Origin of the sequence: Halostagnicola larsenii XH-48 (assembly GCF_000517625.1) — an archaeon.
Classification (GTDB): domain Archaea; phylum Halobacteriota; class Halobacteria; order Halobacteriales; family Natrialbaceae; genus Halostagnicola; species Halostagnicola larsenii.
In genome coordinates, this window is sequence record NZ_CP007055.1 from 1,408,094 (window position 1) to 1,423,375 (window position 15,282).

At 57.6% G+C, this 15,282-nt stretch carries 14 protein-coding genes, 1 tRNA gene and 3 rRNA genes; 8 read left to right on the top strand and 10 right to left on the bottom strand.

What is annotated here, in order from left to right:
- The first annotated feature begins 9 nt into the window (after positions 1–9).
- The gene (locus HALLA_RS07195; protein WP_049952719.1) at positions 10–441 is read left to right on the top strand and encodes a universal stress protein; all 432 of its coding nucleotides are present in this window, start codon (positions 10–12) and stop codon (positions 439–441) included.
- Between the two features lie 37 nt (positions 442–478).
- Here HALLA_RS07195 and HALLA_RS07200 read toward each other — a convergent pair whose 3' ends face one another.
- Both HALLA_RS07200 and HALLA_RS07205 read right to left on the bottom strand, forming a co-directional pair.
- Positions 479–889 carry a universal stress protein gene (locus tag HALLA_RS07200; protein WP_049954027.1) on the bottom strand — a complete coding sequence of 137 codons (411 nt, stop codon included), beginning with the start codon at positions 887–889 and terminating at the stop codon, positions 479–481.
- 35 nt (positions 890–924) lie between these two features.
- The gene (locus tag HALLA_RS07205) at positions 925–2,286 is read right to left on the bottom strand and encodes a bifunctional metallophosphatase/5'-nucleotidase (protein WP_049952720.1); all 1,362 of its coding nucleotides are present in this window, start codon (positions 2,284–2,286) and stop codon (positions 925–927) included.
- A gap of 127 nt (positions 2,287–2,413) precedes the next feature.
- On the opposite strand from HALLA_RS07205, the gene HALLA_RS07210 reads away from it, so the two are divergent.
- The 6 genes from HALLA_RS07210 (at position 2,414) to HALLA_RS07235 (ending at position 9,051) form a co-directional block, all read left to right on the top strand.
- Positions 2,414–2,650 carry a DUF5816 domain-containing protein gene (locus HALLA_RS07210; protein WP_049952721.1) on the top strand — a complete coding sequence of 79 codons (237 nt, stop codon included), beginning with the start codon at positions 2,414–2,416 and terminating at the stop codon, positions 2,648–2,650.
- 620 nt (positions 2,651–3,270) lie between these two features.
- Positions 3,271–4,743: ribosomal RNA gene (locus HALLA_RS07215) — 16S ribosomal RNA — on the top strand.
- Between the two features lie 146 nt (positions 4,744–4,889).
- Positions 4,890–4,961: transfer RNA gene (locus HALLA_RS07220), tRNA-Ala, on the top strand.
- 210 nt (positions 4,962–5,171) lie between these two features.
- Positions 5,172–8,093: ribosomal RNA gene (locus tag HALLA_RS07225) — 23S ribosomal RNA — on the top strand.
- 145 nt (positions 8,094–8,238) lie between these two features.
- Positions 8,239–8,360: ribosomal RNA gene (gene rrf, locus HALLA_RS07230) — 5S ribosomal RNA — on the top strand.
- Together the 16S, 23S and 5S rRNA genes with 1 tRNA gene alongside form the textbook arrangement of a ribosomal RNA operon.
- Positions 8,361–8,745: 385 nt before the next feature.
- A complete protein-coding gene (locus tag HALLA_RS07235; protein WP_049952722.1) occupies positions 8,746–9,051 on the top strand; it encodes a DUF7116 family protein in 306 nt (101 codons plus the stop codon).
- An 11-nt stretch (positions 9,052–9,062) separates the two neighbouring features.
- Here HALLA_RS07235 and HALLA_RS07240 read toward each other — a convergent pair whose 3' ends face one another.
- The gene (locus HALLA_RS07240; protein ID WP_049952723.1) at positions 9,063–10,274 is read right to left on the bottom strand and encodes a pyridoxal-phosphate-dependent aminotransferase family protein; all 1,212 of its coding nucleotides are present in this window, start codon (positions 10,272–10,274) and stop codon (positions 9,063–9,065) included.
- 102 nt (positions 10,275–10,376) lie between these two features.
- Here HALLA_RS07240 and HALLA_RS07245 point away from each other — a divergent pair, with 102 nt between their 5' ends.
- A complete protein-coding gene (locus HALLA_RS07245; protein WP_049952724.1) occupies positions 10,377–10,577 on the top strand; it encodes a dodecin in 201 nt (66 codons plus the stop codon).
- A gap of 85 nt (positions 10,578–10,662) precedes the next feature.
- Here HALLA_RS07245 and HALLA_RS07250 read toward each other — a convergent pair whose 3' ends face one another.
- The 7 genes from HALLA_RS07250 to HALLA_RS07280 all read right to left on the bottom strand — a co-directional run bounded on the left by HALLA_RS07250 (position 10,663) and on the right by HALLA_RS07280 (position 15,087).
- Positions 10,663–11,031, bottom strand: coding sequence for a HesB/IscA family protein (locus HALLA_RS07250; RefSeq protein ID WP_049952725.1), 369 nt, complete (start codon positions 11,029–11,031; stop codon positions 10,663–10,665).
- A 68-nt stretch (positions 11,032–11,099) separates the two neighbouring features.
- The gene (locus HALLA_RS07255; RefSeq protein ID WP_049952726.1) at positions 11,100–11,321 is read right to left on the bottom strand and encodes a hypothetical protein; all 222 of its coding nucleotides are present in this window, start codon (positions 11,319–11,321) and stop codon (positions 11,100–11,102) included.
- Positions 11,322–11,400: 79 nt separating this feature from the next.
- Complete coding sequence (hisD, locus tag HALLA_RS07260) at positions 11,401–12,684, bottom strand: histidinol dehydrogenase (protein WP_049952727.1); 1,284 nt, start codon at positions 12,682–12,684, stop codon at positions 11,401–11,403.
- A gap of 42 nt (positions 12,685–12,726) precedes the next feature.
- Positions 12,727–12,948, bottom strand: a complete 222-nt coding sequence (locus tag HALLA_RS07265; protein ID WP_049952728.1) for a hypothetical protein — start codon at positions 12,946–12,948, stop codon at positions 12,727–12,729.
- Between the two features lie 520 nt (positions 12,949–13,468).
- Complete coding sequence (locus tag HALLA_RS07270) at positions 13,469–13,780, bottom strand: DUF7521 family protein (RefSeq protein ID WP_049952729.1); 312 nt, start codon at positions 13,778–13,780, stop codon at positions 13,469–13,471.
- Complete coding sequence (locus HALLA_RS07275; RefSeq protein WP_049952730.1) at positions 13,777–14,124, bottom strand: winged helix-turn-helix domain-containing protein; 348 nt, start codon at positions 14,122–14,124, stop codon at positions 13,777–13,779. The genes HALLA_RS07270 and HALLA_RS07275 overlap by 4 nt, the downstream gene beginning before the upstream one ends.
- A gap of 75 nt (positions 14,125–14,199) precedes the next feature.
- Complete coding sequence (locus HALLA_RS07280) at positions 14,200–15,087, bottom strand: DUF6159 family protein (RefSeq protein ID WP_049952731.1); 888 nt, start codon at positions 15,085–15,087, stop codon at positions 14,200–14,202.
- Positions 15,088–15,282: the final 195 nt, after the last annotated feature.

Here is a 15,282-nt window from a genome sequence, read left to right on the forward strand (position 1 = left end):
GACCTTCAGATGTACGACGATATCCTCGTGCCCACGGACGGCAGCGACACCGTTTCGGAAACGCTCTCTCACGCCCTTCCGATCGCTGCGAACAACGGTGCGACGGTCCACGGACTCTACGTCGTCGACAGTCGCATTACGACGGCGGCCACCGACGATGCGAAAGCGGACCTCGAGGAATCGCTCGAATCAGACGGTACAACAGCTATCGAGGAAATCGAACTCGCAGCCCACGAACGCGACCTCGACGTCGTCAGCTCGCTCGTGCGCGGGACGCCGTCGAAGGCGATCCTCGAGTACGCAGGCGAACGGGACATCGATCTGATCGTTATCGGGACCCACGGAAAGAGCCCCCGCGAAAAAATCGTCTCTTTGGGTAGCGTCTCGGAACGAGTCGTCGACAACGCGTCGATCCCCGTTCTCGTCGTTCGCGACGTCTAATCGGGCGAGCGGCCGTCACCTCACCGGCAGTCTCCGATCACTCTCGAGATGCATCCACCGTGATTACCTCACAATCGAGGTGTGATCGGAGATAGTCGTCGATGTTCGGGTTGTCTGTAAACCGCCTGAATATCCGCCGTAACCGACTCACCTGTTTGGTACCGATCACCGCTACGTCCGCACCCTCCGCTGCGATTTCTTCGAGGATACTCTCTTCGACCAAAAATCCCGTGCGGACGATGTACCGAACGTTCTCCAGCTGGCCGAAATGCCGTTCGACCGCCGTTTTCAACTCCGTTCGGTTCACGCTCTTTCCGTTCTGGTACAGATTGACGTGTAAGACAGTCAGTGCACCATCGCGCTCGCGTGCGACTGCAATTGCCCGCTCGAGTGTCCGCTTTGACCGCGCTGTCAAGGGATATCGAACGGGAACCACGACCAGCGTCATCATCCACTCCAAGAGTCCCCGCGCTGGTAAACGTTTCAGTATCGCCGTCGGATTCGCCCCTCGATCGCCGGATCGATTCCACACTCTCGCGCGTACTCGAGTAAGACGTCGTACTGCGTTCCGTCTGTCGTTTCCGTTCGACTCGCGGGACGAAGCGCGGGAAACTCATCATCCGTGTGAAACAGGTAATCGGACGTTGCCAGTTCGTAAGTTGCTTCGGGATCGAACGGCTCGCTGTTCACCCGCCGGATCGAAACGTTGTGGTCGACAGAGTCCCACTCGAGCGTGATCCCGCTTACGTGTGCGTGCCACCAGCCGGGTTCAGCAAATCCCAGTTCGATACCAGCCGCTCCGTTGAACACTGCTGCCAGTTGCTCACCTGTAAGCGTTGCTGTCGCGACCGGCTCGTCGAACGGAATCAGACCGATCAAGTCCGATGCGGTTACCTCGCCCTGGAGGGCGTCCCCGGAACGAATCCCGCCGCTGTTTTGCAGGCCGACATCGGCACCGGTCGCCCACCGGTAGGCGTCGGCAACGAAGTTACCGACCCGACTTTCGCCACCGAACAGCGTCGATTCGATCCGCTCGATCGGTTCGTCAACGGTCGCCACGACATCGGTCAGTCCGGTAGACTCCTCGAGTTCTCGAAACGCGTCGACGACATCCGGTGCAGGATCGTACTCGTCCGTCCGAACGATCCTCGAGGTGGGTTCGCTTGCGACCGTTACCTCGACGATTGCGTCGCCACCGTCACCGGGCCGAGTCACCAGCGTGCCGTCGATTCGCTCGAGTCGCGTACTCGGAACGTGGCCCCCGAGGATAACGTCGGCGTCGACCGCACGCGCGAGAGCGTCGTCACCACCACCGAGGTGCGAACAGATCACGACGATGTCGGCACCCGCGGCGCGGAGTTCTGCTACGGCCTCGTCCGCGGCTTCGATCGGGTCGCGAAACGACAATCCCGTCGCCATCGGATTCAGCGAGCCGGTTCGTTGGGTCGTGACACCGGTGACACCGACTGTCGTTCCGTTTCGTTCGACAGTCACCCACGGCTCGACCCCAACCTCGGCACCGAACGGATCGCCGTTTCGCAGTACGTTCGCAGTCACCCACTGGTGTGGCGAGCTTCGAACGACCTCGAGGGTCGCTTCGTACCCGTAGTCGAAATCGTGATTGCCGAAGGTTTCTACGTCCGGTTCGATCGCGTCGTAGAACTCGAGCGCCTGTTTCCCGTCGGTCACCAGCGGCAAAACCCCGGGCGACGTGTTGTCGCCAGTCCCAAGGAGTAGCGTTTTGTCGTCCGAGCGCTCGCGGATCGCCCGGACAAGTCGCCCGATCTGCTGGGGATAGTCACAGGCGTTTTCGACGTCGGAGTACTGTACCAGCCGAATAGACATTCATCGAAAATTACGATACTGTCGGCTTGGTTCCGTCGGTTCTCCATTGGCGCGCGCCCGCGTACGCGAGGCAAAAACGTATTGACGGAAAGACACGCATTTATCTCGAGCGAGCCTAGGCTGGTTCATGCAAACGGTCTCCACCGAAGATGGTACGGTCTTCGTCTCCGAACGCGAGGGCGATACGGGCTCGAAAGCGCCGTTTCTCGTCGCATACGAGTCTCGAGATCGGGACCGACGGTACGGCTGGTTCTGTGCGAACTGCGAGCGTATCGACAATGCGATGGACTCGATGGGCCGGATCAAGTGCAATCAGTGCGGGAATTTTCGGAAGCCGACCGAATGGGACGCCGCTCACGAGTAACCCTCATTCTCTCGTAGCTGACTATTGGAAAACCGTGGCATGGTATCGGGTTGCGGAGTGGGTTTGGTTCGACGGTCTTTTATGTGGATGTCTCTTCGGATTGAATGCAATCGACGTGACGCGGGATGTCGCGTCCCCTCTGGCTGTGTTCCAGCACGGAGGGTAGTTCGTTCACGTGCGTACCTGTTCTCGACCGGGATGGTCTTGGTCGGGGTGAAGACGATGGCCTTATATGGGGCGATGGTCTTCGATTGGGTACGTGGATACCGGCGCCGGGATGTGGTTTTCGGCGTGGGTGTAATCCGACGGCCTTATTAGGATAGGTCGGTTCGGATGTGAACGTAGCGAACACGTGGCCGGTGGGCTGATATGGTCGGCTTGCCGGGTTGGACGGTCATGGTCCGAAGGGGTTTTGTACCCTTGAGGGCGTATGATTGAGTCCGAAGGAAATGAGGATCCTACCCCTGCGGTCCGCCGTTAAGATGGGATCTGATGTTAGCTTTGACAGTTCGGTGACGCTCGATCGGTCGGCGATGAGGTCGTCGAACTGTGGACCACGCAATGTGTGAGTGTGTTTTAACATTCACCGCCAAACCCCCCTGTTTTACAGGGGATTTAGCATTCCGGTTGATCCTGCCGGAGGTCATTGCTATTGGAGTCCGATTTAGCCATGCTAGTTGTACGAGTTGAGACTCGTAGCAGATAGCTCAGTAACACGTGGCCAAACTACCCTATCGAGCACGATACTCTCGGGAAACTGAGGCTAATAGTGCATACGACTTGGTGCCTGGAGTGGCGCGAGTCAGAAATGCTCAGGCGCGATAGGATGTGGCTGCGGCCGATTAGGTAGACGGTGGGGTAACGGCCCACCGTGCCAATAATCGGTACGGGTTGTGAGAGCAAGAGCCCGGAGACGGTATCTGAGACAAGATACCGGGCCCTACGGGGCGCAGCAGGCGCGAAACCTTTACACTGCACGCGAGTGCGATAAGGGGACTCCAAGTGCGAGGGCATATAGTCCTCGCTTTTTCCGACCGTAGGATGGTCGGCGAATAAGTGCTGGGCAAGACCGGTGCCAGCCGCCGCGGTAATACCGGCAGCACGAGTGATGACCGCTATTATTGGGCCTAAAGCGTCCGTAGCTGGCCACGCAAGTCCATCGGGAAATCTCTCCGCTCAACGGAGAGGCGTCCGGTGGAAACTGTGTGGCTTGGGACCGGAAGATCCAGAGGGTACGTCTGGGGTAGGAGTGAAATCCCGTAATCCGAGACGGACCACCGGTGGCGAAAGCGCTCTGGAAAGACGGATCCGACGGTGAGGGACGAAAGCTCGGGTCACGAACCGGATTAGATACCCGGGTAGTCCGAGCTGTAAACGATGTCTGCTAGGTGTGACACAGGCTACGAGCCTGTGTTGTGCCGTAGGGAAGCCGTGAAGCAGACCGCCTGGGAAGTACGTCTGCAAGGATGAAACTTAAAGGAATTGGCGGGGGAGCACTACAACCGGAGGAGCCTGCGGTTTAATTGGACTCAACGCCGGACATCTCACCAGCATCGACAGTGTGCAGTGAAAGTCAGTGTGATGAGCTTACTGGAGCCACTGAGAGGAGGTGCATGGCCGCCGTCAGCTCGTACCGTGAGGCGTCCTGTTAAGTCAGGCAACGAGCGAGACCCGCACCCTTAATTGCCAGCAACACCCTTGAGGTGGTTGGGTACATTAAGAGGACTGCCAGTGCCAAACTGGAGGAAGGAACGGGCAACGGTAGGTCAGTATGCCCCGAATGTGCTGGGCTACACGCGGGCTACAATGGTCGAGACAGTGGGATGCTACGCCGAGAGGCGACGCTAATCTCCGAAACTCGATCGTAGTTCGGATTGCGGGCTGAAACTCGCCCGCATGAAGCTGGATTCGGTAGTAATCGCGCCTCAGAAGGGCGCGGTGAATACGTCCCTGCTCCTTGCACACACCGCCCGTCAAAGCACCCGAGTGAGGTCCGGATGAGGCCGGCATTCGCCGGTCGAATCTGGGCTTCGCAAGGGGGCTTAAGTCGTAACAAGGTAGCCGTAGGGGAATCTGCGGCTGGATCACCTCCACAGACCGGGACCGGGGCGACGCCCCGGCCCACAGCAGTAGTCGTGCGTCCACAGTTCGGACCAGCGTTCGGCCGAGCGAGCACCTTAGAACTGTCAAAGCTAACACTCCGTTTGATCCCCGATCGCGTCGTTGACGAGATCGGGGTGGGCCCATAGCTCAGTGGTAGAGTGCCTCCTTTGCAAGGAGGATGCCCAGGGTTCGAATCCCTGTGGGTCCATGACTCGGGTTAGGTCGAAGCGAATCGTGCCCCTTAAGTGGGAGACGGCGCTTTGATCTAATCCGAAGCACAAACCGATGCACCACCCCGCGCAAGCGTGGGTGGGAAGGGTTAATGCAGGCCCGCTGTCTACGGGCGTGCAGATGAGACCGTGTGTACGTGTAGTCCAGGCGTCCACTGGACCCGTTCCCGGGTCACTACTGATCCGAAAGAACGTGGCTACTGTGCCAGCTGGTGGATCGCTCGGCTCAAGAGCTGAAGAAGGACGTGCCAAGCTGCGATAAGCCTGCGGGACCCGCACGGAGGGGAAGAACGCAGGATTTCCGAATGGGAATCCCCACCGCAATTGCTTCGCGCAATGGGGAACGTCGAGAATTGAAACATCTTAGTATCGACAGGAAAAGAAAGCAACTCGCGATGTCGTTAGTAACGGCGAGTGAACCCGACACAGTCCAAACCGAAGCCTTCACGGGCAATGTGGTGTTCGGACTGACAATCAGCATCAGACCATCTACAAGAAATCTCCTGGAACGGAGTACGAAACAGGGTGACAGTCCCGTACTGTAGATCAGTATGATGTGCGTCAGCTCCAGAGTAGCGGGGATTGGATATTCCTCGTGAATGTTGCGGGCATTGACCGCAAAGACTCAATACTCCTTGAGACCGATAGCGAACAAGTAGCGTGAGCGAACGCTGAAAAGCACCCCAAGAAGGGAGGTGTAATAGGGCGTGAAATCAGTTGGCGATAGAACGACAGGGCACGAAAGGTCCGACACATAATGAATCAGGTGCGAACCTGTAGTAAGCTGTGTTGGAAGCCGGTGTTCTGTCGTACGTTTTGAAAAACGAACCAGAGAGTGTGTCTGTTCGACGAGTCTAACCTGCTTATCAGGGAAGGCATAGGGAAACCGATATGACCGCAGTGCTTTGCACCAGGGTCACCGTGTTCAAGCGCGGGGAGTCGACCGGACACGACCCGAAACCGGACGATCTACGCATGAGCAGGGCGAAGCGTGCCGAAAGGCACGTGGAGGCCCGTTAGAGTTGGTGTCCTACAATACCCTCTCGTGACTTATGTGTAGGGGTGAAAGGCCCATCGAGTTCGGAAACAGCTGGTTCCAACCGAAACATGTCGAAGCATGACCTTCACCGAGGTAGTTCGTGGGGTAGAGCGACGGATTGGGAGACCGGCCTCCGAGAGGAGTTCGCCTCCCTGTCCAACTCCGAACCTACGAACGCTGTTGACGTGAGGAGACCGGTGCGCGGGGTAAGCCTGTGTACCGTAAGGGAGACAACCCAGAGCTGGGTTAAGGTCCCCAAGTGTGGACTAAGTGCGATCGAAAGTGGTGCCGAGCCCTAGACAGCCGGGAGGTGAGCTTAGAAGCAGCTACCCTCTAAGAAAAGCGTAACAGCTTACCGGCCGAGGTTCGGCGCGCTGAAATGATCGGGGCTCAAGTCCACCACCGAGACCGAGCGACACACCTTACAGGTGTGATTCCGTAGGTTGGCATACTGTTCGGGTGGAAGCATGGGAGAGATCTCGTGTGGACCGTGCAGTAACGAAAATTCTGGTCATAGTAGCAGCGTTAGTCGGGTGAGAACCCCGACGGCCGAACGAGTAAGGGTTCCTCAGCAATGCTGATCAGCTGAGGGTTAGCCGGTCCTAAGTCTCACCGCAGTTCGAATGAGACAAAAGGGAAATAGGTTAATATTCCTATGCCAGTGTGAATTAAAAGTCGACGCTTTGGAGCCGCCCAGGCCGGGCATTCGCCCGGTGTAACCATCGAACTTCGTGGAAGCCGTAATGGCACGAAGCGGAAGAATGGTGGGATGCCGCAAGCTGGGTCAATCTGGAGCCCGTGAAAAGACGATCACACTGTCCGTACCGAGATCCGACACAGGTACTCGTGGCGGCGAAAGCCAAGGTCTGTCGGGATCAACCGACGTTAGGGAATTCGGCAAGTTAGTCCCGTACGTTCGCAATAAGGGATGCCTGCCTCGGAGAGAGGCAGGTCGCAGTGACTCGGGCGCTCCGACTGTCTAGTAACAACATAGGTGACCGCAAATCCGCAAGGACTCGTACGGTCACTGAATCCTGCCCAGTGCGGGTATCTGAACACTCAGTACAATGAGACGAAGGACCCGTTAACGGCGGGGGTAACTATGACCCTCTTAAGGTAGCGTAGTACCTTGCCGCTTTAGTAGCGGCTTGCATGAATGGATCAACGAGAGCGCCACTGTCCCAACGTTGGGCCCGGTGAACTGTACATTCCAGTGCGGAGTCTGGAGACCCCCAAGGGGAAGCGAAGACCCTATAGAGCTTTACTGCAGGCTGTCGCTGAGACGTGGTCGCCATTGTGCAGCATAGGTAGGAGCCGTTACACAGGTACCCGCGCTAGCGGGCCACCGAGGCATCATTGAAATACTACCCGATGGTGACTGCGACTCTCACTCCTGGCGGAGGACACCGGTAGCCGGGCAGTTTGACTGGGGCGGTACGCGCTTGAAAAGATATCGAGCGCGCCCCAAGGTTTCCTCACTCGGGTCGGAGACCCGAGTAAGAGTGCAAGAGCATAAGGAAGCCTGACAGTGTCGAGCACAACAATCGACGCTGACGCGAAAGCGTGGTCTAGCGAACCAATTAGCCTGCTTAATGCGGGCAATTGCTGACAGAAAAGCTACCTTAGGGATAACAGAGTCGTCACCCGCAAGAGCACATATCGACCGGGTGGCTTGCTACCTCGATGTCGGTTCCCTCCATCCTGCCCGTGCAGAAGCGGGCAAGGGTGAGGTTGTTCGCCTATTAAAGGAGGTCGTGAGCTGGGTTTAGACCGTCGTGAGACAGGTCGGCTGCTATCTATTGGGGGTGTTACGGTATCTGACGAGAACGTTCGTATAGTACGAGAGGAACTACGAATGGGTGCCACTGGTGTACCAGTTGTTCGAGAGAGCACGTGCTGGGCAGCCACGCACCACGGGGTAAGAGCTGAACGCATCTAAGCTCGAAACCCACTTGAAAAAGAGATACCATCTGAGATCACTCGTAGAAGACGAGTTCGATAGACTCGGGGTGTACGCACCAAGGCAACGAGGTGTTGAGCCCGCGAGCACTAACCGATCGAGCCACCATTCATACGCATTTGGATCATGTACGGACCCGGAAACGGGTCCAGGCGTGAACTGGACTACACGTACACACGGTTCGGCACCGCAACCGAGACTGGCGTCACACGCTCACGCGAGCGTGTGTGGACGGTTCGATTCCGTTAATCGGCATTAAGGCGGCCATAGCGGCGGGGTTCCTCCCGTACCCATCCCGAACACGGAAGATAAGCCCGCCTGCGTTTCGGTCAGTACTGGAGTGGGAGACCCTCTGGGAAATCCGATTCGCCGCCCCTTTTCATACCTTATACCCCTCATCCAGCGCCCGCTGGGTGGGGGGTTTTCGTCTTTCTTATGGGTTTGTGAGTGGGGTGTAGTGTGGTCGCCGACCGTAATAGAATGGCAGTCACTCTTTCGTGTTCGAATCTGACTCACCTACCATTCCTAGCAAACCAATCACAATGCAACGCTCAGCAGTATCTCAGGGACACTGAAATACACAAACAACCTACTTGAGATGCTCTTAGGATATGTTTTCAACTAGTGGTGGAGTTATTCCGTTATTCATAATGCTTTAGCTGATTTTTGTATACGAACGTTTAATACTATCGGAGAGTTTGTCGGATAGACCAACCTTTATGATGTATGCCATCGTACCAGTTACTGAATGGGACCTGTTAACATGCAACTCGTCGAGCAGGCCAGGTCGATCTTCGCAGAGCTCGGATACACCGTCGAAGGCGACGGCCCCGAATTTCGAGCCCAACGAGAGTGGAAAGTCGTCCACGTCAGTACCGTCTTCGAGACAGGCACGCTTCCATCGGCGTCTGGAGACTTCCACTGTTTCGTCGCACAACCGGGTGATGTCGACGAACTCGAGGCAAAACTCAAGCGAACGAGTCCAGATTATGAGTGGGCGATTATCGTTGTGGACGGAGACGAGTATCAGGTCGAACGAGCCCCGCCAGGACCACGCGCGGCAGCGTAGTCCGACGGAAGTTATTCGGTTTTTTCGAGCGCGCGGCGCGTCGCAGTGACTCCGCTCCCAGGATCGACATCAGCGCCCATCGATTCGAGCACGTCACCGAGTGCGGTTACAACGTAAATTACGTTTTCCGGACGAGCAGAGTGTCCCATACAACCGATGCGGAAAATTTCTCCAGAGAGATCGCCGAGGCCGCCCGCGATCTCGAGATCGTACTGTTCGAGCAGCGCCTCGCAGACGGCACCGTCGTCGATGCCGTTCGGGACTCGGACTGCGTTTAGACTCGGAAGCCAGTAATCCTCAGAAGCGTTCATCTCGAGTCCCATCCCTTCGACGCCGGCTTTCAGCGCGCCAGCGAGGCGTTCGTGGCGTTCCCAGCGGTTTTCGATTCCTTCTTCGGCGACGAGACGGAGCGCCTCTCGAAGCGCGTAGACGTTGGTGATTGGTGCCGTGTGGTGGTACGCTCGCTTTTCTCCCCAGTATCCCTCGAGCAAAGACAGGTCGAGGTACCAGGAGCGGGGTTCTTCGTCGCGTGCGAGGACCTTGTCCATCCCTTGGTCGGAAAGCGTGAGGGGACTTGCGCCGGGCGGACAGGAAAGACACTTTTGCGGGCCGGCGTAGGCAACGTCGATGTCCCACTCGTCGACACGAAGTTCGACGCCACCGATCGAAGTGACGGTATCGGCGATGACGAGCGTATCGTGTTCGTGTGCTGCAGCCGTGAGTTCGGAGACGTTCGGTTGAAGAACGCCCGTACTCGTCTCTGCGTGGACGAACCCGAAGATGTCCGGGTCGTATTCTGCGAGCGCATCGTCGACAGCAGTTGGATCGAGCGGTTCGCCCCAGGTGGCATCGACTTCGACGACGGTGCCGCCGGCGCGGCGGGCCATCGAGGCCATCCGACCGCCGAAGTAGCCGTTCGTTGGAACGAGCATGGTATCTCCCGGTTCGACGAGGTTCCCGATCGCAGCCTCCATCGCAGCGGAACCGGTTCCCGAAACTGGGATCGTCCATTCGTTGTCCGTTTGAAACGTGTATCGAAGCAACTCCTGTACTTCGTCCATGATTTCGACGAACGATGGATCCAGGTGACCAACGAGTGGCGTACTCATCGCTCGGAGCACGCGAGGATTGGTGTCGCTTGGCCCCGGCCCCATGAGCGTTCGATCTGGTGGCGTGAGTTCCGAAACTGCTGGCTTCGGGTACGAATTATCGGTGGTCGGCATATCACAACGTGGTATCGGAACCCTCAAAAGCGTTGACTCATCGGCGACGATCGCTCAAGTCGGCGTACGTTTAAGGGATATTGTGCGTTAGTAGTATGGGCAATGGTCTTCAAGAAGATCACGCTGATCGGGACGAGTACAGAAAGCTTCGATGCTGCTGCTGACAATGCTATCGACCGCGCCGAGGCGACGCTGCAGAACGTCTACTGGATCGAAGTCGATGAACTCGGGGTCGAAATCGCGAATGTAGAAGATCGAGAGTATCAGGCGGAAGTGACTGTTGCGTTCGAACTCGAAGAGTAGTGGTTGACAACTCGGCAAGCGCGAAATCGGCTTTCTAAACCGATTGACCGGGGAGGAGAGCGCTTTCGGCGGCCCAAGCGTTAGCTTACGTTCGGAACGACTCGCCGCAGCCACATTCGCTGACGACGTTCGGGTTCTCGACGTGGAACCCTTCCGCCTGCAGGCCGCTTTCGAAGTCGAGGACGCTGCCTTCGATGTATTTGAGACTGGCCGGGTCGACGAAGACTCGCAGGCCGTGGTGCTCGTAGATCGTATCGTCGTCGTCGGGTTCGTCGTCGAATCGCATTCCGTATGAGAGCCCAGCACAACCACCTTGCTGAACGAACAACCGCAAACCGGCGACGCCGTCGTCTAATCCCTCTCCCTCCAGCAACGAGTGAGCCTGCTCCGCAGCTTCCTCGGTTACTTCGATCTGGGGTCGGGTTTCCCCACCGTCTACGCTTTCGGTGCTCATATACTACTATTCCCGCGCAACGATGTTAACGTTGACGCCATTCGAGCGGTCGACGATTCGGTCCGTGATTAGAGACTCCCGCTATGAGTAGACTGGATAGCGTCGTAATAGGCACCGAACCGTCTTTCGTCGTTCGCAGATAGCGGGACGCCGTTGACCGCGAGAAGTTCGACCATTCGTTCGACGTCGTACTCGTACCACATAGAGAGTATCCAGAGATTCTTCTGTGCGTAGTCGTAGTTTCGCTCGAGTACGCGCCGATCGGTCGGATCGACGACATCCGGTTGCATTTCGAGTTCGAATCCACCGGTCAGCTACGTAAAACCAGCACCTGCTATTCTCGCGGTGAGAGGACCACTCCCGTTGGTATCAGTCGCGGTCGAGTCGCAATCGAACGCTCTCGGCGTGAGCCTCGAGCCCTTCTGCCGTTGCGAGGGTCGTAATTGGGTCCTCGAGATCCTCGAGGCCGGTTTCGGAGAGTCGCTGGACGGTCGTCGATCGAAGGAACGTTTCGACCGAAAGACCGCCAGTCACTCGTGCACCCCCGTTCGTCGGTAAGACGTGGTTCGTTCCGCTGGCATAATCGCCCGCCGCAACTGGTGTATATGGTCCCAGAAAGACGCTCCCTGCACTGTCGATTCGCTCGAGAATCGCCTCGTCGTCGTCAGCGATAATCGAGAGGTGTTCGGGAGCGTACTCCTCGGCGAAGAGAATCGCTTCGCTCATCGAGCGAGCGACTAATACGCCGCTCGCGTCGTTCGAGAGCGCCGAGCGGATCGTTTCTTCGCGTTCGCGTTCGCTCGCCTGCTGTTCGAGGGAATCGGTGATTGCTTCACCGGTCGCCTCATCGTCAGTGACCGCGACGACTGACGCGTTCGGGTCGTGTTCTGCCTGTGCGATCAGTTCCGATGCGACGAGTTCGGGGTCTGCAGTGTCGTCAGCGACCACGAGGACCTCGCTGGGTCCAGCCAGGAAATCGATCGCAACGTCGCCGCGGACTTCAGCTTTGGCCGCCGTCACCCAACGGTTCCCGGGCCCGACGATTTTCTGGACGCGAGTAACTGACTCCGTTCCGTAGGCCAGTGCGGCGATTCCCTGTGCGCCGCCGACGCTGAAGACTGCGTCTGCTCCCGCGGCGTGAATTGCTGCGAGCGTCACTGGGTTGATCTGGTCGGCCGGTGGTGTGACGACTGAAACGTGTTCGACACCCGCGACGATAGCCGGGACGACCCCCATGATCGCACTCGAGGGGTAGGCTGCGCTCCCGCCGGGAACGTACACGCCGACGCGGTCGATCGGTCGAAATCGTCTGCCAAGTTCCCGCCCGTCGGCGAAGGTTTCTCGCCAGTCTTCGGGGAGTTGGGCCTCGTGGAACTCTCGGACGTTCGCGACGGCAGTTTCGATCGCCTCGAGCAGTTCCTCGTCGAGGTCGTCGTAGGCGCGTTCACAGTGATCCGTAATCTCGAGGTTTCCAACCGAAACGTCGTCGAACCGTTCGGTGAACTCGCGAACGGCGACGTCACCTTCTTCGCGGACACGCTCGACGATGTCCCGAACGTCCGAACGAACCGACTCGATGCCGGCGTCACGCTCGAAAAAAGCGACGCGCTCGTCGGGACCGAGTTCGGAAACGTCCCGTTCCTGAATGCTCATATCCGTGTTATCGTAGGCGGGGCGAAAAACGGTTTCCTTCCGCTATGCGTCGCCGTTTTTCACAGACCAGACGCCAGCCGCGTCGAGCGTTGCCCGGACGAAGAGATACACAAGAAGCGAAAAGCCGACGATGGCAATCGGGGCCTGCAGGACTTCAGCGATCGCTCGACCGAAGAGTAGTTGACTAAATCCACGGACGAAAAAACTGAAGATGACGAGTCCGAAGGCGACGACGGAGAGTTTGACGAATCCCGAACGATCCATACACCACTATCGACGATAGCCCCCAAAATCGTACCGAAACGCCGTCGGCCGGGGAACTTTCACCGACGAGGTGGTTTGAATCGCCGGTTTCGATACAAGGCCGGGCCGAGGCGCTAGGATGCAGTACTCCGTACGGGTTGGCGAACCGTAATCTGTGTTGGTGTCTTCATATAGTTCGTACATCGAGAGCGTTTTCTCAGTCAGAAAATCATGTCGTGGTATTAGTAGTCAACGAGGTAATCAGTTGGTGAGGACGCGATGTCCGACCTCCGAACGGACCGCGTTCCTCGACCATCGGCTCGATTGGGAGGTGCCTCTGACAATCACCTCTGACGATTTCGTCGACCCCAATCGAGCCCGTTCATACTCCGTTGACTCCCAATGGTTGGTGGACGAGTTCATCAGTGTGCAGTAATCGGCCCTCCAGGCTCTCCCGTTTTCCACTACCTTTCGACAACTTTCGTATTGTAATTCTCCAAAAACGGGACAACAGCCGTGCGTCGGGACCCAGTGAACGACGTCAGTGATGACCGTACAGCGAGTACATAATCGCCAGCAACCCGAGCAGCCGACTCGTGTTCTCGAAGAACACGGTCACTACCTGCGATGGGCTGATGAGGGTCGTAATGAGGATATTGATCAGGAACGGAAACGCCGTTAGCAACAACAGGCCGATAGAGAGATACAGCATCGACGTGCTGTCGTTTCGTCGGTAGCCCCGGTAGGCCTGATATGCAATAAGCGTTCCAACGAGTGCGACCAAGAAGAGACTCGCTACTGTTAGTACTTCGAACAGGGGTGCCTCGTCGATCCGAACGACCTCTTGAGTCATCGCATCCCCTCCCACATCTGCGTGAACTTATCGGCAACGTCCTGGTCACGATAGGAAAGGTCGAGGGAGAACTCCCCTTCCTCGAGCGAGAGCTCGAGGCTATCGAGGTTCGCCGAGTAGACGCTGTAGTGGTTTCCGTCCTGTGCAAGTTCTGTTTCTTCAGTGACGAGTTGACACTCCGTGAGCCGATCGAGTCGACGATAAATCGTCGGCAATGAAGCGTCACACCGGTCGCTCAATGTACTGGCTGACATGGGTTCGACGCTCGTTTCGGTGAGGATCGCTCGTGCGTACTCGTCGTCGAGAACAGCGAGCAATTCCGTCAGATCGCAGTCCTCACTCACTGGTACTCACTCGTTTTTGGACTGATATGAAAAGGAACCCGGTTTTTCTCCCTCAGAAAATCCGCTTCGGCGAACTCATATCCCACGGTTACTGTTTTTGAGACCGCCCGGACCGGTGGATATCTTTGCTGAATCACCACCATCAGTTTCGAACATCGAATCGAAGTCGAACCTGTCGAACTCGTCCGGTTGGATGTCTTCGGTGGCGTACACGTAGAGGGCCGTCTTTGCGACACCGGTAATGACACCGCCGACGAGCATCGAGAGGACGATCGCAGCGAGTGCGATGGTGATCGCAATCACGACCATCGCCAGGTTTTCAGAGAGCACGAGGAGTCCGATCGCGAGTGCGCCGCCGGGGAGCACGATAAGCGCGGGGACGATCCCCAGTCCGAGCGTGGTGCCGACGGTTTCTCCCCAGGTCTCTTTGAACGTCGACGCGCTGTCGGTGAACATCGACCTCGCGGTGACGTCGTCCTGAAAGACGATAACCGGGATGACGAAGAACGTCGCGATCGTCCAGCCGAAGCTAAACACCATCGCGACGAGCTGGGAGGCGATCTCTCCGCGAGACTCGAGCGACTGGATCACGATACCGATGACTGCACTCACGAACGCCCAGATGAGTAACGTCCCGGAGTTTCCTGCTGCGGCCCGGAGCCCATCACCGACGTGCGGGTCGTTGCCGTGGAAGACCTCGCGCACGGAATAGACGAGCCCGGCGTTGAACAGCGCGGTGATGTACGTCGTTCCCAGATACACGACGAACAAGACCGCGAGTTCGACGGCGCCGAACGACGTACCGGCGGCGAGAAAGAGCGGACCGAGCAGTGCGCCCATAAACACCGCGGCCGTAATCGCACTTCCGAGCGGGTACAACGCGAGCTTCGGGTGCAACCAGAGGACCCGAACGCTGGCGATCGACAGGACGAAGCCGGTTTTGAGGCGGCTGTAGTATCCCATGGCTAGCTATGGAATCGAACACAGTATCAATAGAACGGAACCGTTTCTGCTTTTGAAACAGCCTCAAGCGGTCCGATGACGTCGTCCCAGCCATCTGACGGAGTCGTCCCTCGAGGTCGATATTCGCTTGACCGGGCGGCGTGTTGGCTGGCTAGAACGGGCCAACGACCCTTGTACGGAACTGTCTTCGACAGC